Origin of the sequence: Mangrovicoccus sp. HB161399, assembly GCF_013184745.1 — a bacterium.
GTDB lineage: Bacteria > Pseudomonadota > Alphaproteobacteria > Rhodobacterales > Rhodobacteraceae > Mangrovicoccus.
The window spans coordinates 20,835-39,394 of record NZ_JAATVU010000016.1; the positions used below are offsets into that span (position 1 = coordinate 20,835).

At 66.9% G+C, this 18,560-nt stretch carries 17 protein-coding genes; 9 read left to right on the plus strand and 8 right to left on the minus strand.

Annotated features, from left to right (window positions below; translation table 11 throughout):
* Nucleotides 1-107: 107 nt before the first annotated feature.
* The 6 genes from HCC78_RS11255 (at nt 108) to HCC78_RS11280 (ending at nt 6,492) form a co-directional block, all read left to right on the plus strand.
* Nucleotides 108-1,403, plus strand: a complete 1,296-nt coding sequence (locus HCC78_RS11255; protein WP_172328875.1) for an FAD-dependent monooxygenase — start codon at nt 108-110, stop codon at nt 1,401-1,403.
* A gap of 38 nt (nt 1,404-1,441) precedes the next feature.
* Nucleotides 1,442-2,533, plus strand: a complete 1,092-nt coding sequence (locus HCC78_RS11260; protein ID WP_216671116.1) for an amidohydrolase family protein — start codon at nt 1,442-1,444, stop codon at nt 2,531-2,533.
* Between the two features lie 64 nt (nt 2,534-2,597).
* A complete protein-coding gene (locus HCC78_RS11265; RefSeq protein ID WP_172328876.1) occupies nt 2,598-3,479 on the plus strand; it encodes a fumarylacetoacetate hydrolase family protein in 882 nt (293 codons plus the stop codon).
* A gap of 129 nt (nt 3,480-3,608) precedes the next feature.
* Nucleotides 3,609-4,634: a TRAP transporter substrate-binding protein DctP gene (dctP, locus tag HCC78_RS11270; RefSeq protein ID WP_172328877.1), complete on the plus strand. Its 1,026-nt coding sequence runs from the start codon at nt 3,609-3,611 to the stop codon at nt 4,632-4,634.
* On the plus strand, nt 4,631-5,194 hold the full coding sequence (locus HCC78_RS11275; RefSeq protein WP_172328878.1) for a TRAP transporter small permease subunit: 564 nt from the start codon (nt 4,631-4,633) through the stop codon (nt 5,192-5,194). The genes dctP and HCC78_RS11275 overlap by 4 nt, the downstream gene beginning before the upstream one ends.
* On the plus strand, nt 5,194-6,492 hold the full coding sequence (locus HCC78_RS11280) for a TRAP transporter large permease (protein WP_216671117.1): 1,299 nt from the start codon (nt 5,194-5,196) through the stop codon (nt 6,490-6,492). Before HCC78_RS11275 ends, HCC78_RS11280 begins: the two co-directional genes overlap by 1 nt.
* A 39-nt stretch (nt 6,493-6,531) precedes the next feature.
* On the opposite strand, the gene HCC78_RS11285 is transcribed toward HCC78_RS11280, so the two are convergent.
* The 3 genes from HCC78_RS11285 to HCC78_RS11295 are packed head-to-tail and all read right to left on the minus strand — an operon-like array spanning nt 6,532 to nt 9,393.
* Nucleotides 6,532-6,852: a DUF190 domain-containing protein gene (locus tag HCC78_RS11285; protein ID WP_172328880.1), complete on the minus strand. Its 321-nt coding sequence runs from the start codon at nt 6,850-6,852 to the stop codon at nt 6,532-6,534.
* 4 nt (nt 6,853-6,856) lie between these two features.
* On the minus strand, nt 6,857-7,885 hold the full coding sequence (locus HCC78_RS11290) for an HlyD family secretion protein (RefSeq protein ID WP_172328881.1): 1,029 nt from the start codon (nt 7,883-7,885) through the stop codon (nt 6,857-6,859).
* On the minus strand, nt 7,882-9,393 hold the full coding sequence (locus tag HCC78_RS11295) for an MFS transporter (RefSeq protein ID WP_371743813.1): 1,512 nt from the start codon (nt 9,391-9,393) through the stop codon (nt 7,882-7,884). Before HCC78_RS11295 ends, HCC78_RS11290 begins: the two co-directional genes overlap by 4 nt.
* Before the next feature lie 172 nt (nt 9,394-9,565).
* On the opposite strand from HCC78_RS11295, the gene HCC78_RS11300 reads away from it, so the two are divergent.
* Nucleotides 9,566-10,213, plus strand: coding sequence for a TetR/AcrR family transcriptional regulator (locus HCC78_RS11300; protein WP_172328883.1), 648 nt, complete (start codon nt 9,566-9,568; stop codon nt 10,211-10,213).
* A gap of 39 nt (nt 10,214-10,252) precedes the next feature.
* Here HCC78_RS11300 and HCC78_RS11305 read toward each other — a convergent pair whose 3' ends face one another.
* Both HCC78_RS11305 and poxB read right to left on the minus strand, forming a co-directional pair.
* Nucleotides 10,253-11,656, minus strand: a complete 1,404-nt coding sequence (locus tag HCC78_RS11305; RefSeq protein ID WP_172328884.1) for an MFS transporter — start codon at nt 11,654-11,656, stop codon at nt 10,253-10,255.
* A 178-nt stretch (nt 11,657-11,834) separates the two neighbouring features.
* Nucleotides 11,835-13,550, minus strand: coding sequence for a ubiquinone-dependent pyruvate dehydrogenase (poxB, locus tag HCC78_RS11310; protein WP_172328885.1), 1,716 nt, complete (start codon nt 13,548-13,550; stop codon nt 11,835-11,837).
* Nucleotides 13,551-13,980: 430 nt separating this feature from the next.
* Between poxB and HCC78_RS11315 the strand changes: the two genes are divergently transcribed.
* Nucleotides 13,981-15,030, plus strand: coding sequence for a DUF3500 domain-containing protein (locus HCC78_RS11315; protein WP_172328886.1), 1,050 nt, complete (start codon nt 13,981-13,983; stop codon nt 15,028-15,030).
* Complete coding sequence (locus HCC78_RS11320) at nt 15,012-15,626, plus strand: hypothetical protein (protein WP_172328887.1); 615 nt, start codon at nt 15,012-15,014, stop codon at nt 15,624-15,626. The genes HCC78_RS11315 and HCC78_RS11320 overlap by 19 nt, the downstream gene beginning before the upstream one ends.
* Before the next feature lie 260 nt (nt 15,627-15,886).
* Here the strand turns inward: HCC78_RS11320 and HCC78_RS11325 are convergent, their stop codons facing one another.
* Genes HCC78_RS11325 through HCC78_RS11335 form a run of 3 tightly spaced genes read right to left on the minus strand, consistent with a single transcriptional unit; the run spans nt 15,887 to nt 18,557 of the window.
* On the minus strand, nt 15,887-16,516 hold the full coding sequence (locus tag HCC78_RS11325) for a UbiX family flavin prenyltransferase (RefSeq protein ID WP_172328888.1): 630 nt from the start codon (nt 16,514-16,516) through the stop codon (nt 15,887-15,889).
* Nucleotides 16,513-18,147, minus strand: a complete 1,635-nt coding sequence (locus tag HCC78_RS11330) for a UbiD family decarboxylase (protein WP_216671120.1) — start codon at nt 18,145-18,147, stop codon at nt 16,513-16,515. Before HCC78_RS11330 ends, HCC78_RS11325 begins: the two co-directional genes overlap by 4 nt.
* The gene (locus tag HCC78_RS11335) at nt 18,144-18,557 is read right to left on the minus strand and encodes an SRPBCC domain-containing protein (protein ID WP_172328889.1); all 414 of its coding nucleotides are present in this window, start codon (nt 18,555-18,557) and stop codon (nt 18,144-18,146) included. Before HCC78_RS11335 ends, HCC78_RS11330 begins: the two co-directional genes overlap by 4 nt.
* Nucleotides 18,558-18,560: the final 3 nt, after the last annotated feature.

Sequence of the window (18,560 nt, forward strand, 5' to 3'; positions counted from 1 at the left end):
CCCGGCCGGGCAGGTGGCCCGGAGATCACGGGGCGCGCGCCAATGGCGCCGCGCAAGGGAGACCTGCGGGCATCCGGCCGCGGGAGATTGACTAGGAGGCATCCGAGATGCTCGACATCGCCATCATCGGCGCAGGCCCGGGCGGGCTCGCCACTTCGCTGAGGTTGCATCAGCAGGGGATCACCCCCACCATCTACGAGGCCGCGCCCGAGCTGAAGCCGCTCGGCGTCGGCATCGACATCAAGGTCTACGGCACGAAGGAAGTCACCGAGATGGGACTTCTGGAGGCGTTTCGGAAGATCTCGGTCGAGGCGAGGGACTCGACCTTCTACACCGGCCACGGCCAGCAGATCTTCACCGAGAAATGCGGCCGCCACATGGGCTATGACCACGAGCAGCGCTTCGTGCATCGCGGCACCTTCCAGTTCATGCTGCTCGATGCGGTGAAGGACCGCATGGGCGCGGAAACCGTGCAACTGGGCCGCCGACTTGCCAGCTTCGTGCAGGACGATGCCGGCGTGACGCTGGTTTTCGAGGATGGCAGCACGGCCCGCCATGACGCCGTGATCGGCGTCGACGGCATCCATTCGGTCGTGAAGCGCCAGCTGCACCCCGACGCCACGCGCACCCATTACTCCGGCGTCGCCATGTATCGCGGCGTGACGGTGATGAAGCCCTACGGGAATGGCGGCACAATCCTGCATATAGGCGACCCGATCCGCCAGGGCAGCCTGATCGTCTATCCGATCGCCAATGACGAGGATGGCGAGGGCAGCCAGCTGGTCAACTGGGTCTGCGAGCAGCAGGGCAAGCCGAAGGGCGTCGAGGACTGGAGCGTCCGCGTCGGCCCCGAGGACATCCAGGACGTCTTCGCCGATGTGAAGCTCGGTTTCCTCGACGTGGGCGAGATGATCCGCGACGCACGAGAGATCTACATCTATCCGCTGATCGACAACGACCCGCTGGACCGCTGGTCCTTCGGCCGGGTGACGCTGGTCGGCGACGCGGCCCATGCGATGTATCCGAGGGGCGGCAACGGCGTCTGCCAGGCGCTGGTCGATGCCCGCGTGATCGCGGAGAAGCTGGGCGCCATCGCGGATCCCGCAGAGGCCTTCGCCGCCTACGAGGCGGAACGGCGCGAGTTCGTGAACAGGCTGGTCATCGCCAATCGCGGCGAGGGGCCGGAGGTGATCCGGCGGCTGGTCGAGGAAGCCTCGGGCGGCCAGCCCTTCGACAATATCGACGACATCATGCCCCGCCAGGAGGTGGAGGACCTTTTCATGGAATACCACGTCAAGGCCGGCATGAAGCGGCCCGACGACGCCCGCGAGGGGCGGCGCGGCAGGGAGGTCTTCACCGAGGACACCATGAAGCGCGTCGCCGTCAAGGAAGACATCCGCTGATCCCGGCGGAGCCCATCCACCAGATACCAGAGAGACGAATGATGCTCGATACCGAGAAGCAGCCGCAGAGCGCGGCGAAGATCACCCATCGCGTCATCGACGCCAACATGCATTGGCTGCCCGACACGCTGTTCACCGACGAGACGCTGCGCGAGCGGATGATGGCCTGCATCCCGCGCCACCACGGCATCCATGTCCGCATGGAGCCGGTGAAGGACAGGGACATCCGCCAGATCATCATCGAGGAACCGAAGGGCGTGGTGAACATCAACTACGCCGAGGGCCAATACAGCATCGAGAGCCAGCTCGAGGACATGGACAAGGCCGGCATCGACCATGCCGTGTTCCGCATCCCGGTCTGGCAGGAATGGCTGGATCTGGACTGCTCGAAGCGGCTGAATGACGGGCTGGCCGAGTATGTCTCGAAATCCGGCGGCCGCTTTACCGCGCTGGCCGTCTGTCCGCCCTGGGGGTCGAAGGACATGATCGCCGAGGTCGAGCGCTGCATCGACGAGTTGGGCTTCAAGGGCGTCCAGATGGCCTGCAAGTACGGCGACATCTATCTCGACGACGCGGCGTTCTTCCCCTATTTCGAATTCCTCGACGACCGCAGGCTGCCTGCCGTCGTGCATCACACGCCGCTCCCCGTCGACCATGGCTCGATCCTCGATTTCAACAACCAGCGCCGCCAGTACGGCCGCTGCATCGCGCAGGGCACCGCCGTCGGGCGCGAGCTGTTCTCGGGGCTCTTCGACCGCTTCCCGAATCTGCGGCTGAGCCATTCCATGCTCGGCGGCGGCTTCTTCGCCTTTGCCGACATGCTGGTGCCGAAGCCCAAGCATGCCTATGGCGACGCGGTGGACCGGTTCGACACGGGGCGGTCGAACCTGCGCGAGCAGCTCACGAACAACCTGTTCTTCGACATTTCCGGCCCGCCGCAATGGGGCAAGGCGCAGCTCGAATGCGCGGTCAAGGTGCTGGGCGAGGACAACATCCTCTATGGCGCGTCCTATCCGATCCGCAAGGACTGGTTCCATGACGGCGTGCCCGCCATTGAGGAACTGGACGTCACCGACGTGGTGAAGGCCAAGATCTTCTCCGGCAATGCCGAGAAGCTCTTCGCCCTCTGATCTCTCCCCCCGCCTGGCCCTCAAACGCCGGGGCCGGGCAACCTGGACCAGAAGGCAGACCAGAATGAAGCTCGCCCGTTTCACGATTCATGGCAGCACCCGCATCGGGCGGGTCGACGGCCCCCGCATGACCGATCTGACGCAGGTCCTTGGCGACAGGACCATGCGCGACGTCATCGCCGATCTCGATCGGCTGCGCGCCCCGATCATGGCCTGCGACGGGCCGTTCCACGCGCTCGACGCCGTGCGGCTGGAGATCCCGGTGCCGGACCCGCAGAAATTCCTGGCCATCGGCATGAACTACGCCAGGCACGCCGAGGAAGCCCGCGCCGCCGGGATCGCGATCCCCGAGACCCAGATGTGGTTCAACAAGCAGGTTTCCTGCCTGAACGCGCCCTTTGATCCGGTGGTCAAGCCCGATGCGTCGGACAAGATGGACTACGAGATCGAGCTGGGCGTGGTGATCGGCCGCCGCTGCCGCCATGTCCGCCGCGAAGAGGCCCGCGGCGTGATCGCAGGGTACCTGATCGTCAACGATGTCTCGGCGCGCGACTGGCTGCCGAAATCGCCGACTTTTACGCTGGGGAAATCCTTCGACACCCACGGACCGGCGGGTCCCTGGATCACCACCGATGACGAGATCGCCGATCCGCTGGACCTGCGGATGCAGCTTTCGGTCAATGGCGAACTGCGCCAGGACGCGCGCACCAATGACATGATCTACGACATCTACGACCAGATCGCCTATCTCAGCACGGTCATGACGCTGCAGCCGGGCGACATCCTCGCCACCGGCACGCCCTCGGGCATCGGCGCGCCGACGGGACGGTTCCTGGTCCCGGGCGACCGGATGGAACTGGAGATCGAAGGGCTCGGGCGCATCGCCTGCGAGGTGGCGGCCGAGACTGCCGCCGCGTCGGCCCGCGCGGCCGTCCCTGCGGCCTGACAGCTCCGACGCCACGGCGCATTCCGCAATGTGGAACGTTCCGCCCCGCAGGCTTTGCCGGGCGGAACCGGCACCGACGATATCACGCAAGCGGTCCCGCAGAGGGCCAGACGATTTCGGGAGGACACAATGACCAAATTCGGCAGGCTTCTTGCCACTACTATGCTGGCGCTCGCGCCGACGGGGCTTCTGGCGGAGGAGCTCATCTTCAACGCCTTCCTGCCGCCACATGACGAGCTGCGGAAAGTCGCGATCGAGGACTTCGCAGCGGCCATCGAGCGCGAATCTGGCAGCTCGGTGACGGTGACAATCCCGGAAACGACGCTGGCGCCCTCGGACCGGCAATACGAGATGGTCCGCGATGGCATTGCCGACATGGCCATCGTGTCCTCCGGCGTGGTCCGGCAGATGGTGGCGCTGAACCAGATCTCCGACCTGCCGCTGATGTCGCCCACTGCCCGTGCCGCCTCGGTCGCGCTCTGGGAAACCTACCAGAAATACTTCGCGGACAAGGCCGAGCTGAAGGGCGTCAAGGTCCTGTCGCTCAGCGTCCTGCCCGGCCGCCAGGTGCTGTCCGTTGACGGACGCCAAATCGAAACGGTGGAGGATTTCGAGGGCGTCAAGCTCTGGTCGCCGCCTGGCCGGCTGACCGGCATCGCCAAGACCCTGGGTGCCGTCCCGGTGAATTCCGAATTCACCGATCTCTACGAATACGTCACCAAGGGCACGGTGGATGCGGTCATCATGACGCCGGGATCCGCCCAGGGCGCGCGCTTTCTCGACAAGGTGACCTCGATCACCCGGATCCCCGGCGGCATCGGCTCACTGTCCTTTATCGTCTTCATTTCTCAGGAGCGCTGGGAAGCGCTCGACGCCGACCAGCAGGCCGCCGTCCTGCGCGCCGCCGAGGGGCTTCCGGCGCGGTCGGGGGCGGCGGCGGATGCCGAGGAGAACGCGCTCGACGACGATGTCGGGGACATTCCGGCCCATGTCGTCTCGGGCGTTGAACTGGCCGGGATGGAACAGCTCTTTTCCGCAAGTCTCGAGGAATGGAAGGCGGCGGCCGCGAGGAAGGGGATCGCGGATCCGGACGAGGTCGTTGCCTTCTACCGCTCGGTCCTCGCGCGCGAAACCGGCGGAGAGACCTCGCAGTGAGCCATTCCGCAACGGATGCCAGCTCCCGGCCGCGTGCGGCCGGGGCACGGCCGACAGGGCAGGGCGTCGCCATGCTGCGCAAGCTGAACCGGCGGCTCGAACAGGCCTGCATGGCCGTTTCGGGCGCGGCCATTGTCTTCATGGGACTCGTCGCCTTTGCCGACAGCATCGGCCGCAAGCTCGGCCATCCGCTGGGCGGGGCCAGCGAAATGGTCAGCTTCGCGCTGATGCTGTTCTTCTTCTCCGCCATCCCGCTGGTGGTGAAGACCGACAGCCATATCCGCGTCGGACTGCTGTCCGATTTCTACGGCCCCCGGCTGAAGCGGGGCGAAAGGGCGCTGAGTGCGCTCCTGGAGGCCGCCGCAATGGCGGTCTTTGCCTGGATGATCCTCGACCAGGCCGGACGGCTCGCCCGCTTCGGCACCGAGACGGTCTATTTCGAGGCCCCTGTCGCGCCTTGGGTCTATGTCGCCGCGCTTTTCTCCGGGCTTGCCGCCTGGTTTGCGGTCCAGCCGCTCTTCGGCATCGGCGAAAAGCCCCTGCCGCCCGAGGTGGAATGATGCTCAGTGCGCTCGTCCTTCTCGCGCTTTTCGCGCTGATCGCCTTCACCCGGCTTCCGCTCGGTCTGGTGATGATGTCCTGCGGGGCCGCGGGCATCGCGCTCCTTCATCCCCGCGGGATCTCGGCTGCACTTGCCATCTCCGAGCAGCAGGTGATGAATCTCGCGATGAACTACCAGTTCTCGGTGCTGCCGCTTTTCATCCTGATGGGCGTGTTCATCGTCCGTGCCGGCATGGCCGCCGAGATGTTCGAAGCGGCGCGGCGCTGGCTCGGCCATCTGCCTGGCGGCATCGGCATGGCGACAATCGTTGCCTGCGGCGGCTTCGCCGCGATGTGCGCCTCATCGGCGGCGGCCGCAGCCACCATGGCCCGCATCGCCATCCCCGAGATGAACAAGGCCGAATACGACCGCGGCTTCTCGGCGGGATCGGTCGCGGCAGGCGGCACGATGGGCGTGCTGATTCCGCCCTCGGGCGCGCTGATCATCTATGCGCTCCTGACCGAGCAGAGCGTGGGCGAACTTTTCGTCGCAGGCTTCCTGCCCGGTCTCCTGCAGGTGCTGGCCTATGTCGGGGTCATGGCGGTGATGGCCTGGGCGCGCCCAGGCTGGGCCCCTGCCGGTCAGCGCTATTCCTTCACCGACCGGATCCGGGCGCTCAACGGGATCTGGGGCGTCGTCTTCCTGTTCCTGCTGATCATGGGCGGGCTCGTGGAAGGCTGGTTCACCGCCACCGAGGCGGGCGGCATCGGCGCGGGCGGCGCGTTCCTCTTCCTCGTGGCGCGGCGCAAGCTCAGCTGGGAGGTCTTCGCAGGCAGCCTTGTCGAGACTGCGCGCATCGCGGCGATGATCTTCGTGGTCTCGGCCGGGGCGCTGGTGCTGAACCAGTTCATCAACCTCTCCGGCATCTCGACGGCGACGATCGGCTACATCCAGTCGCTCGACATGGCGCCGTTCGCGGTGATCCTGTGCATCGTGCTCTTCTACCTGGTGCTGGGCTGCCTGATGGACGGGTTCGCGATGATCTTCCTGACCGTGCCGATCGTGGCACCGGTGGTGGCGGGGCTGGGGTATGACCTCGTCTGGTGGGCGATCGTCACCGTGGTGGTGGTGGAGATCAGCATGATCACCCCGCCGGTGGGACTGAACGTCTTCATCCTGCGGGCGATGCTGCCCGAGCTGCCGGTGTTGCAGATCTTCAAGGGGATCGCCCCCTATGTGGCGGCCGATTTTGTCCGTGTGGCGCTTGTCCTCGCCTTCCCTGCGCTCGCGCTCTGGCTGCCTCATCTGGTGCACTGAGCCGGGCGCTCTGAGCCCGCGCTGTCCCGCAGTGCGGGCTCAGAGCGTTCCGAAGCGGGCGGGAACGCGGGAGTAGAACAGTCCTGCAACCTGCCCCGCCAGAGCTGCGAGCAGGCGGTCGATTTCCGCCGCGGGCGCGACCACGGAAACTTGCAGCGGCTGGCCCGCGAGATCCATCAGGGTCACCGCATGGGCGGCGCCGTCATGGCCGCGCCCGGCCAGCCCCGCGGCGAGCGTCGCGCCCGCGATGCCCAGCCGCCCGATCTCGGCAAAGAGCCACTGTCCCAGCGGTTCGCTGCCATGCATCCGGTCCTGCTGGGTCCAGAAGGTCAGGATTTCACCTGTGCTTTCCTGCGTCATCGCCTCAGCTTTCCGTATCGATCTCGGGCTCGACCGACATGCCGACCCGCATCCGCTCCATCCCTTCCTGGCCCGGATCCAGTGCGATGCGCACCGGCAGGCGTTGCGCTACCTTGGTGAAGTTGCCGGTCGCATTGGCCGGGGCAATGGCGCTGTAGGAGGCGTTCGAGGCGGCTCCGAGACTGGCGACATGGCCGGTGAAGACCCGGTGCGGGATCGCGTCGACGGTCATCGCCACCTTCTGGCCCGGCGCGACGCGGGCAAGCTGGGTCTCGCGGAAATTTGCCTTCACGTAGATGCGGTCGAGCGGCACGATCGACATGACCGCAACCCCGGCGGCCGCGTAGTCGCCGACGCGCAGGGTCTGTCGGCCGATCACGCCCGCTACCGGTGCAGTGATGCGCGCATGGCCGAGCTGCAGCCGCGCCAGATCGAGCGCCGCCCTCGCCTGCGCGATTGCGGCCCCGGCCGCGTCCTTCTGGCCCTCGTAAACGGCAAGCTGGCCCTTCGCCGCTTCGAGCGCCGCCTCGTCGCCGGCCTGGGCTGCCTTGGCGGCAGCGAGGGCCGAGACTGCTTCGTCCAGGGATTGCTGCGACACGGACTTGCGCGAGACCAGCGCGCGGGCGCGCTGTTCCTCTGTCCCGGCCAGGTCGAGCGCGGCGGCATCGGCATCGAGCTGTGCCGCGGCCTGCCGGATCAGCGCCGCCTGCTGGCCGATCTGTGCAGCGAGCACGCGCCCTGCCGCCTCTGCCGAAGCCAGCGCCGCCTCCGCCGCCGAGACAGCCAGCGTGAGATCGCGTTCATCGAGCACGGCAAGAAGGTCTCCGGTAGCGACTTTCTGATCCTCCTCGACCAGCAGCTCGACCACCGTGCTGGAGACCTCGGGCGCGACATTGGTGTAATCCGCCACCAGATAGGCATCCGCCGTTGACTGCCGCGCGGTTTCGGATTCGTGGCGGTTCAGCCAGGTTCCGGCTGCACCGAGCAGCACGACTGTGCCGGCGACAAGGAGTTTCGGGGCGATCAAGGTCATTGGGCAGGCTCCGGTCCGGGGCGCGGCGCGGGCGGGATCACCGGCGCCGGGATATGGGTGAAGAGGGCGGCGAAGGGCGCCATGGCAAGGGCGGTCCAGCCGAGAATGCGATAGCAGTCGGCCGCGGTCAGGGCTGCGACCTGCGCCTTGATGGCAGACTCGACGGTATCGACATCGAAACCGCCGGGCAGGGTCCCGGCCATCGCCGCAGCATGGCCGACCAGGACCGAAGAATGGAAATGCTCGCGCAGAAGTTCGATCCGGCCGATGGCGGCGACGCCTGCGAGCGTGCCGAGCGCGCGCAGCGTGTTGACCAGCCCGGCGACGTACGGGCCTTCCATCGGCTGCACCACCGAAGTGGCGAGAAACAGCATCGAGACCACGGCCATCGGCTGTCCGAAGGCCTGCATTAGCTGGGCAGGCAGGAACTCGCTCCAGGTCCAGTCTGCGTCGAGCCGCGCCGCGTACAGGCAGGAAAGGCCGATCAGCAGCAGCCCGCCGCCAAAGACCGCACGGGCATCCACCCATTTGCGGTAGAGCAGCAGCGCGACCGCAAAGCCCAGGACCAGCTGTGGCAGCCCGATCAGCAGGCCCAAGGGCGCGGCCTGCAGGTTGCGGTAGCCCTGCACCGTCGCGAGAAAACCCGCGGGCAGCGCAGCGCCCGAATAGAGCACGCCGAGCAGCAGGAAGAACAGCGCGAAACCGACATGCAGGTTGCGCCGCGCGAGCAGCGAGAAGCGGATGAAGGGCGCCGGGTGGCTCCATTCCGAGATCACGTAGGCCGTCAGGCAGATCGCTCCGCCGGCGAGGCAGAACATCACCAGCGGCGAATGTCCCCAGTCCAGGCGGTTCCCTTGTGCCAGCCCGGTGGCCAGCAGGAACAGTCCCGGCACGCCGGTGGCGAAGCCCGCCCAATTGAAACCGCGGAAGCGCGGCCAGATCACTGGCTCCACCGGAAGGCCCCAGCCGACAAGCCCGGCACAGATCGCCGCAGCGGGCAGGAACTGCCAGGATATCCAGCGCAGGTCGCCGGCCTGATCGCTCCAGTGCCCGACCGCCCAGAGTGCAACATTCGGCGTGAAGGTCGCGGTCAGCGCATAGAGCGCCAGCCCGTGCAGCCGGATCGCTGGCGGCAGGAAGCGCAGCGCCATCATCATGAGGATCGGGATCAGCGCACCGGCAGAAATGCCCTGCACCGTGCGCAACACCAGGAGCAGCGGCAGATCGATCACCAGTGGCTGCACCGCTGCGATCACGCAGGTCGTGGCCAGCATTGCCAGGTAGAACCGCCGCACCGTGAAGGTGATTGCGAACCAGCTCGCAAAGGGCATCACCAGCAATTCGCCAGCTGCGTAGCAGGAGCTGATCCAGGACCCGCCATCGATCCCCCAGCCCGTCGCGCCCTCGATGTCGGCCAGCGCCAGGCTGCCCGCCCGGCTGTTCAGGCCCGACATCATCGCGGAGATCAGCACGCCCGAAAGCGCGGCGACAATGCGTGCATTCAGCACCGGCGGTCCGGGCGGCCGGGCGGGAGGCGCCGCGGCGGCGGCGGACTGGGAAGCGGTCATCTGCATTGGCGGGGCTTGGCTCGCGAATCTGGTAACGGTCATTACCGCATTTGCATCCGTCTATGGTAATAGGTATTACCAAGTCAATGCCCAGTCAGCGGAGAGACCCGGAATGACAACTGAAGCGCCCGATCTTCATGCCGATCCGCGCCGTGCTGCGCTTCTGGACGCCGCCGCCTCTCTGTTCTTCGAACGGGGCTACGCGGCGACCAGCATCGACGCGATCATTGAGCGGGCAGGCGGATCGAAGCGGACGATCTATGCGATGTTCGGCTCGAAGGAGGGGCTGTTCGAGGCGCTGATCCGCGAAAACACCGAACGGATGTTCTCTGCCGAGCTTTTCGGTGGCCAGGCGCGTCCGCTGGAGGCCGCGCTTTCCGGCTTCGCGGTGCATTTGCTGGACCTGTTCACCCGGCCGCGAACCATCGCGCTTTTCCGGCTGGTGGTGGCCGAGGCGGGACGGATGCCGGAACTGGCCGAAAGCTTCCACCGGCTTGGCCCGCTGCGCGGCAGGCATTGGCTGGCACGGGTTCTGGAACGGGCGCAGACGGAGGGCGAGATCCGCGTCGCCGACCCGCAGCTCCTGGCGGGGCAGTTCCTAGGACTCGTTCGCTCCGACGCCTATTTCGAAATCGTCCTCGGCCTGCGCGGCCCGCTGGAGCCCGGAGAGATCGAGAGCATGGCCGAAGCGGCGGTCTCGACCTTCCTGGAAGGACAGCGCCCGGCCCGGCGCGTCAACGCTCCGGACGAGGAGATATGAGGCCGTGGCGGCGATCCCGCGGTTCGTCCGAGGGCCGGATCACTTGCTTCCGGCAAGGACCTCTGCGGGTTCTGCCGGGGCGGCGCTGCGCAGCAGGCTGACCAGTCCCCCGGCAAGTGCCAGTCCCGCCCCCAGCGCGAGGCCCAGTTTCGGCGCCGTGGCGGCGGGAGCAGCGGCAAAGAGCAGCCCCATCGCCAGCCCTCCCGCCGTCTGCCCCGCCAGCCGCGCCGTGCCCTGCATCCCTCCTGCCGCGCCCGAGCGTGCCTTCGGGATCGACATCAGCATGTTGCGGTTGTTGGGCACCTGGAACAGCCCGAACCCGGCCCCGGCCAAAAGCAGCGCCGGGATCATCGGCAGCGGTCCGTGCGTTTCCGGCAGGACTGCGGCCAGCGCCAGCCCGGCCGCAAGACAGGTGCCGCCAATGGCGCAGAGCATCCCGCCGGATACGCCGCGATCCGCCAGCCGACCGGCCTGCGGTCCGCAGAGCGCGACCATCAGCGGCCAGGGCGTCATGCACATCCCCGTGGCCAGGACGCTCAGTCCGAGGCCGTGCTGCAGCAGGAAGGGCAGGGCGATATACCCGGCCATCTGCGCGCCGAAGCAGCAGACCGAGGCGATGACCGACAGCCGGAAGGAGGCATTGGCCAGAAGATCGAGCGGCACCAGCGGCGCGGCGCGTCCCCTTTCCCGCAGCACCAGCGCGACAAAGGCTGCCGCCGAGGCCGCCAGAAGCGGCAGGCCTAGCACCGGATTGCGCAGCGCGTGGTCGGCCCCGGTCACGAGGCAGCCGAAGGCCGCTGCATTCAGCGCGATGCTGCCGGGATCGACCCTGCGGCCGGAGGCCGGAGGCTCCGGCAGCGAGCGGCGCAGGAGCAGCACCGTGATGCCGACCGGCAGGTTGATCGCGAAGAGCCAGGGCCAGCCGGCGACCGACAGGATCGCCGCCCCGGCTGTCGGTCCCAGCGCCGAGCCGAGCGCCACGACCATCGCCATCCAGCCGATGACGCGGCCCATGCCGCCTTGCGGCCAGCTGAAGCGCAGCAGCGCGATGCCGAGCGCCATCATCGGTGCCGCGCCGATGCCCTGCACGAAGCGCGCGGCGACCAGCCAGCCGAGGCCGGGGGCCAGCGCGCAGGCGGCCGAGGCCAAGGTGAAGAGCGCGAGGCCTGCAGCATAGCTGCGGCGCAGCCCGAAGCTCTCGCCGATGGCCGCGGCGGGCAGGATGCCCATGACCAGCGCCAGCTGATAGGCGGTGACGACCCAGACCGTGTCCGCCGGGCTGGCACCGAGCGAGGCCGACATGCTGGGCAGCGCGACATTGGCAATGGCCTGGTCGAGCACCACCAGCAGCACGCCGGCCATCACCGCGATCGTGGCATTGCGGCGCCGCGGCATCGGCAGCCCGTCAGCGGCTTCGGGGGAAGAGATCGGTGAACTGGTCATCACATGTCTTTCAGGCCGGACGGTCCGGCAGGGGCGGCATCCAGGGCCGCGGCACGAACCGGGCTCTCGCCGTCATCCTTGCCGCGCTCGAGCGGAACTTCCCGGCTGTTCCGCTCTCCTGTCCACGGATCACGGGCTGTTGAACCCATTGCCGATTTTTTCGGCAGGACCGCCCACCTCAGCGCAGAACGTTGGTCGCAGCAAGTGCCACAACCTCGTCGCCGCGCCCGCTGATCAGTGCCTTGAGCATGTAGAGGCTGAACCCCCGGACTTGTTCCGCCTTGATCGCAGGGGGCATCGACAGCTCCTGCCGGGCCGAGACCACATCGACCAGGGCCGGTCCGTCATGGGCAAAGGCCTCCCGCAGCGCGCCCTCGAGGTCTTCCGAGCTTTCGACCCGACGCGAAAACAGGCCCAGCCCGCGTGCGACGGCGGCGAAATCCGGGTTCTCCAGCGCCACATCGGCGGGAATGTAGCCGGAGGCCTTCTGCTCCATCTCGACAAAGCCAAGCGTGCCATTGTTCAGCACCACGATCTTCACCGGCAGCTTCAGCTGCACCGCCGTCATCAGCTCTCCGAACAGCATCGCCAGGCCGCCATCGCCGGACAAGGAGATCACCTGCCGTCCCGGACAGGCCGCCTGCGCCCCAATTGCCTGCGGCAGGGCATTGGCCATCGAGCCGTGGTTGAACGAGCCGAGAAAGCGCCGCCTGCCGTTCGCCTCCAGATAGCGCGCCATCCAGACGACGGGCGTGCCGACATCGGCGGCGAAGATCGCGTCCGGGCCGGCGATGTCGTTGACCATCTTCGAGACATATTGGGGGTGCAGCGGCTTGCCGGGCCCGCGCGGCGTGGCCAGATCGTCCAGCCCCTTGCGGGCCTTGGCATAATGCGCGAGTGCGCGGTCGAGGAAGGCACCGGAGCGGTCCGTGCCGATCAGCGGCAGCATGGCGCGCGCGGTCTCGCCTGCATCCGCGGCAATGCCCACTGAAAGCGGAACGCGCTTGCCGAGCGCGCCGGGATCGCGGTCCACCTGGATCACCGGAACGCCCTTCGGATAGAAATTGCGGTAGGGAAAGCCGGTGCCGAGCATCAGCAGGGCATCGCAATCCAGAAGCGCGTGATAGCCCGAGGAGAACCCGATCAGCCCGGTCATGCCGACGCTGTTCGGATTGTCCCATTCCAGATGCTCCTTGCCCCGGAAGGCATGGACTACCGGCGCTTTCAGCCGTTCGGCCAGAGCAACCACGGCATCATGCGCGCCGGCGCATCCGGCTCCGGCAAGGATCGTCACCCGCCCGGCGTCGTTCAGGATCTCTGCCGCCTGTCCGAGCGCCGCTTCGTCGGGCAGCATCTGCGGCAGGGCGGGAGCTGCGAAGCCGGGGGTGCCGCCCTCTGCCTCCAGAAGCGATACGTCGCCGGGAAGCACGATCACGGCAACGTCCCGCTGCCCGATCGCTGTGGCCATCGCGCGGTGCAGCACGGCGGGCATCTGGGCCGGGTTCGTCACCAGTTCGCAGAAATCGCTGCATTCGGCGAAGAGCTGCGTCGGATGGGTCTCCTGGAAGTAGCCCAGCCCGATCTCCGAGGACGGTATGTGCGAGGCGATGGCCAGCACTGGCACGCGGTTGCGGTGGCAGTCGAAGAGCCCGTTAACCAGATGCATGTTGCCCGGTCCGCAGGACCCGGCACAGACGGCAAGCTTGCCCGTTACGGCAGCCTCGGCACCTGCGGCAAAGGCGGCCGCCTCCTCGTGGCGGACATGCATGAATTCGAGCGGGCTCTGCCGCATCGCATCGGCGATGGCATTGAGACTGTCGCCCGTGACGCCCCAAATGCGGGAAACGTCCGCGGAGGCAAGAGTGTCGATGAGCTGGCGGGCAATGGTCGGCATGGGTCAGGTCCTTCGGTCTGTCCTCCCTCCTGCGACGGCATCTAAGCCGCCGCTGCGGCAGGGCCAGAGCCTGCGCAGGATCAAGTTTCCGCGACAGGCCAAGGCGCGCCGGAGGGCCGTGAAGGCAGGGCCGGAGAAGATGCGGGAATGACCGGAGCCGGAATTGGACAGCCCCAGGAAAACTTCCGCTGGCGAGTCCAGATCGCGCTTGGGCTGCCCGCAGGTTGCCGGTTTCGCGACGGGCCTCGCATGGCAGGGCCTGCCGGAGCGGGGCAGGTTCCGGTGCTCCGGCCGCAAAGGTTGCCACCACAAGCTGAGGCCGACCTGAGATCGCGGCAGTGTCCGGGGACAAGATGTTCTGATTGGTCCAGCGCAGGGGTTCGCGTCTAAGGTCGGGCGGTAGGCTGCATCCGGGAGAAACGGCGTGAGCATGGCGAAATCCTTTTGTCTTGGACTGGCGGCTTGCATTGTCCTTGCCGGACCCGCCGCATCGCAATCGGCCAACCCTGCCGCCATAATCCCGCTGAAGCCGCAATTCGGCGTCCCGGAGGCGGATGGCCAGAGCCGCGCCATCGTTGCGGCAGCGCAGGCCTTCCTGGCGACGTTGCCGCCTGCCGGGCGCAGCGCTGCGGTCTTTCCGCTTTCCGATGACGACCAGCGCGCCAACTGGTCGAACCTGCCGGACGGAGCCATCGCGCGGCGCGGCATCCGCCGCGGCGACATGGATCGCAGCCAGCTCGCTGCGCTCGACCGGTTGCTGGCAAGCGTGCTCAGCGATCGCGGGATGCGCAACATCCGCTGGCAGCTGGCAGCAGAGGACAGCCTGGGTGGCCGCCGGTTCTCGTCCGACCTCTACTATGTCTCCTTCCTCGGCGAGCCGTCGGAAACGGCGCCTTGGATGCTGCAGTTCGGCGGCCATCATCTTGCGCTCAACGTGACTGTCTTCGGCCCGGAGGTGACCTTTTCGCCGATGCTCACCGGCGGGCAGCCGCTGCATTTGCGCATCGACGGCGATCAGGTCTTCATCACGGCCGAGGAAACCGGCGCGGCGCAGACCCTGCTCGACAGCCTAGATCCTCAGCAGCGCAAGGCCGCCATCCGGTCGGGTCGCGTGGCTCCGCTCCTGCTGGGGCCGGGGGCCTTCGGAACTCGGGTCGCGCCCGAAGGCGTGAAAGGCAGCACGATGACTCCGGCGCAGCGCGAGCTTCTGGTGGCGGTGATCGAAGCGCGGCTAGGCTTCATGAACGAGGATGATTTCGCGGAGGCGATGGCCGAGGTGCGGGCCGGTCTCGACAAGACCTGGTTCGGCTGGTGGGGGCCGCAGGGACGCTTGGGCACGGCCTATTTCCGGATAACCGGCCCGCGCCTCGTGATGGAATATGCGCCCCAGCGGCTGGGCGGCGACTATGCCGATCATGCCCACAGCATGTACCGGGATCCGCAGAACGACTATGGCACGGCATGGATCGAAGCGGACTGAGAGCGGCTCTGGCCTTGTTGGCTTGCGTGCTTGCGGCATGGCAGGCACCGGCGCATCCGCATGGCCATGTCGATCAGCAGGCCTTCCTGTCGGTGGCGGATGACCGGATCCAGCTGCGCCTGGCAATCCTGCCATCGCCCGCACAAGGGCAGACCGTGGCGGGGCATCTGGACCTCGACGGCGACGGCCGGGTGTCGGAGTTCGAGACGGCGGCCTTCGCCCGGGACCTTCTGGCCGGGGTTCGGCTGACTGCTGACGGTGAGGCCCTCAAACTCGCATCGCCCAGGGTCAGTTGGGCGCCTCTGCACCGCATCCGGTCGGGAGAGGGCGGGATCGAAGTGACGGCGACTGCGGTGCCGCCGCCGTTGCCCGCAGAGATCTTGCTGCGAATCGATGCTCTGGACTTCGCGGCGGATTGGTTCCTGCAGCCTTTCCTGTCGGAGGCACTGCTGGAAGCCAGGGGCGTGCCTGAAATCCTGCGCGACGTCTCGGGCAAGGCGCTGAGCCTGCGCTTCATCCCGCGCCCAGCGGCACGGGACACGACTTTCGACCGCGCGGAAAGTACGCAATTCCAACCGGCCCGGGAGGGACATTAGCCGTGCCATGCCGCCCGCTCCGCGGCGCGGGACCGTTGCGGATTCATTCCGCGATCACGAATAGCATGCGGTCAGCCGGGACCCTTTTCTGGCGATAGCGGTCCGTGAAGCAGGATCAGCCCTGCTGTTCCTTGCCCGGATTTCAGCATGGCAGATTGCCAATCTCCGCGAACTGGCCGCGCGGTCTGCCGGCATGGCGGACATCAGCGCGCGAGCGAGGTTGCGGTTGAATCGCGACCGCACCGGGATCGGATGCATGTTCACTGCCCGTCCTGCCGGAGCGGGATGACAGGCGACGCGTCCGCAGCATCCCTCCCGCGACGGTTTTCGCCGGTCCAGCGCGGCATGTCGGGCATCTCGATGCCGAAACAATCGAGTGCGCGGCCGAGAGCATGATCCACGATATCTTCGACGCTCCGGGGATGGGTGTAGAAGGCCGGGACCGGCGGGTGGATGATGCCGCCCATTTCGGTCACAGCCGCCATGTTGCGGATATGAATCAGAGACAGCGGAGCTTCGCGCACCATCATCACCAGCCGCCGCCGTTCCTTCAGGCAGGCATCCGCGGCGCGGGTCAGCAACGTAGTCGTGACGCCGGTCGCGACCTCGGCCAGCGTGCGCACGGAACAGGGGGCGACCAACATTCCCAAGGTCCGGAACGACCCCGAGGCAATGGAGGCTCCGACATCGCCGATCGGATGCACCACATCGGCCATGTCCATGAGATCTTGGCGCGAGAGGTCGGTCTCGTAATCTCGGGTCATCTCTCCGGCCTTCGACACGACCAGATGGCTTTCCACCCCGGCGTCGCGCAAAGCCTGCAGAGCGCGTACGCCATAGATGATCCCGGTTGCGCCGGTGATGCCGACGATCAGGCGGTCACGGCTCATCGGTTGCCTTCCTCTTTGCCGATCTGGAAGGTGCCTTCCAGAATGGCCCGTTCTCCGGCGCGGCGCGCGTCGTCATAGAGATCGGGCGCCCATTTCGATGCGTCGACCAGCTGGAATTTCGCGCGGACGAAGTGTTCCTTCAGCCCATGGGGCACAGTGCAGTCGAAGATGGTCTTGCTCGTGGTTCCTTTAGTGGAGACCCGCGGATCATAGGATGGCTGCTGCGTCGGGTCGAGCACGTGCCCGGTCAAGCCCGGAAGGAACGTGGTGTCGAGATCGCCGACATAGCGTGTCTGCATCGCCCAGAGCACGTCGTCGCTGTCGAAGAGATCGACATCTTCGTCGACAAGGATCACGGTCTTGAGTTCGCGGTAGACCGCAAGCGCGATGACCGCGGCCTGCTTTGCCATTCCGTCATCGGCGGCGCTGCGTTTTCTCACCTGCAGGATTGCGAGGAACTTGCCGCCGCCGGAAGGATGGGCGTAGACATTTTGCACCAGCCCCGGCAGCGCGTCTTCGCAAGCGTTCCAGATCGACGCCTCGGTCGGTATCCCGGCCATCGAGACATGCTCTTCTCCGGGGCCGACAAGTGTTTCGAGGATCGGATTCCGCCGGGTCGTGATTGCCTTGACCTTCAGAACGGGCAGGGACGGGTTCGCATCGCCGGTATAGCCCGGGAATTCCGGCATCGCCTTGCCGGTGCCGGTACTTCGGTCCTCGGCCATGCGCATGCCGGGTAGAATCTCGCCTTCGATCACGATTTCGGCGCGGGCGATCGCGCGCTGTCTTACCGAAACGGCCTGGGTCAGCTCCACCGGCACGCCGCGCAAGCCTCCTGCCACGCAGAGCTCGTCGAAACCGAACGGCGTTGTCGGTGCCTCGAATTCCGCGCCGATATAGATCGCCGGATCGAGGCCCATGTTGACTGTGACGGGCAGCGGTTCGCCGCGCGCCTCGGCCTTCCGGCGGAAGGCGTCGATATGGCGGCCGGGCGCAAAGAAGATCGTCAGCTCGTCCGCCGACTGCACGCAGAGGCGGTGGATGGTGACATCGACATTGTCCCGGTCGTCGGGATCGGAGCCAAGAAGCAGCCCCATGCAGAAATACGGCCCGGCATCCTCTTCGGTATTGGTCGGCGCCGGCAGGATTTTCCTCAGGTCGAAGCCTTCGTCTGTCGCGCGGTGAATGATTTCCTGGCAGGGGGCATCTGATTGCGGAACATCGCGCGGCGGGGTCACGATGTGACGTGCCCGGCCCATCTGCTTGCCCAGCTCGCGCTCGGGTGCCCCCAGCAGCCGCGATACTCGGCGCCGCGAAGCGAGGAGGCCGACCAGCACCCGCGAGCCTTCATGGCCCTTGACGCTGTTGAACAGCATCGCCGGCCCCCGGCGGCGCGGCGGCTGCACCGTGGCGCCGGCGCCGATGAAGCGGTAGACTCCGGCCAGTTCTGCCCTCGGATCTACCGGCACGCCGGTCTGGTAGATTTCGCCTTCGAACTTGCCCAGGTGATCCAGCGCAGAGCGCAGGTCGTTGATCGCCGGGGTCTCCCATCCCATCGGGTGCGCGTCGCCTGCAGCGCGGATTTCGTAATCCCGCTTCGCGTCAACTGCGGTATCATCTGCATCTTTCATGCGTTCAGCTCCTGCAAGGGCCGGGCCTCTTCGAGATGGCTCCTCAGGCGGTCGAGCGCCGCACCCCATTCGGTGCTGCAGATCGCCATGGACGGGTCGGTCCCATCCCAGCCTTCGTCTTCGACATCCAGCCTGATCCGGCCTTCCGGAAGGTCGCTCAGAATGAAGCTCACCTTCCGGCTGCTGCTTCCTGCAGCCTCCAGGACCAACCTCGCGGCGGGCTCAGCCACGGTCGTATGCCAGTCGAAGCGCAGGCCGGGCTTGGGTCGGAGGATCAATAGAGAGCCCGGCGCAACCTCGCCCTCGACGGTGCCGCGGTGCCATCTGCGAAGCCCATCTATCTGGGTCAGGGTTGCCCACAGGGCGGTCGGGCTGGTCCGGATGTTCACGGCATTTCTGATGGTCGTCATGGT

Coding starts and splice junctions, on each gene's coding strand:
- HCC78_RS11305 (WP_172328884.1), bottom strand. CDS start 11,656: ATGACCAGTTCACCGATCTCTTCCCCCGAAGCCGCTGACGGGCTGCCG.
- HCC78_RS11280 (WP_216671117.1), top strand. CDS start 5,194: ATGCTCAGTGCGCTCGTCCTTCTCGCGCTTTTCGCGCTGATCGCCTTC.
- HCC78_RS11325 (WP_172328888.1), bottom strand. CDS start 16,516: ATGAGCCGTGACCGCCTGATCGTCGGCATCACCGGCGCAACCGGGATC.
- HCC78_RS11290 (WP_172328881.1), bottom strand. CDS start 7,885: ATGACCTTGATCGCCCCGAAACTCCTTGTCGCCGGCACAGTCGTGCTG.
- HCC78_RS11330 (WP_216671120.1), bottom strand. CDS start 18,147: ATGAAAGATGCAGATGATACCGCAGTTGACGCGAAGCGGGATTACGAA.
- HCC78_RS11320 (WP_172328887.1), top strand. CDS start 15,012: ATGGATCGAAGCGGACTGAGAGCGGCTCTGGCCTTGTTGGCTTGCGTG.
- poxB (WP_172328885.1), bottom strand. CDS start 13,550: ATGCCGACCATTGCCCGCCAGCTCATCGACACTCTTGCCTCCGCGGAC.
- dctP (WP_172328877.1), top strand. CDS start 3,609: ATGACCAAATTCGGCAGGCTTCTTGCCACTACTATGCTGGCGCTCGCG.
- HCC78_RS11285 (WP_172328880.1), bottom strand. CDS start 6,852: ATGACGCAGGAAAGCACAGGTGAAATCCTGACCTTCTGGACCCAGCAG.
- HCC78_RS11315 (WP_172328886.1), top strand. CDS start 13,981: ATGGCGAAATCCTTTTGTCTTGGACTGGCGGCTTGCATTGTCCTTGCC.
- HCC78_RS11260 (WP_216671116.1), top strand. CDS start 1,442: ATGATGCTCGATACCGAGAAGCAGCCGCAGAGCGCGGCGAAGATCACC.
- HCC78_RS11255 (WP_172328875.1), top strand. CDS start 108: ATGCTCGACATCGCCATCATCGGCGCAGGCCCGGGCGGGCTCGCCACT.
- HCC78_RS11300 (WP_172328883.1), top strand. CDS start 9,566: ATGACAACTGAAGCGCCCGATCTTCATGCCGATCCGCGCCGTGCTGCG.
- HCC78_RS11265 (WP_172328876.1), top strand. CDS start 2,598: ATGAAGCTCGCCCGTTTCACGATTCATGGCAGCACCCGCATCGGGCGG.
- HCC78_RS11335 (WP_172328889.1), bottom strand. CDS start 18,557: ATGACGACCATCAGAAATGCCGTGAACATCCGGACCAGCCCGACCGCC.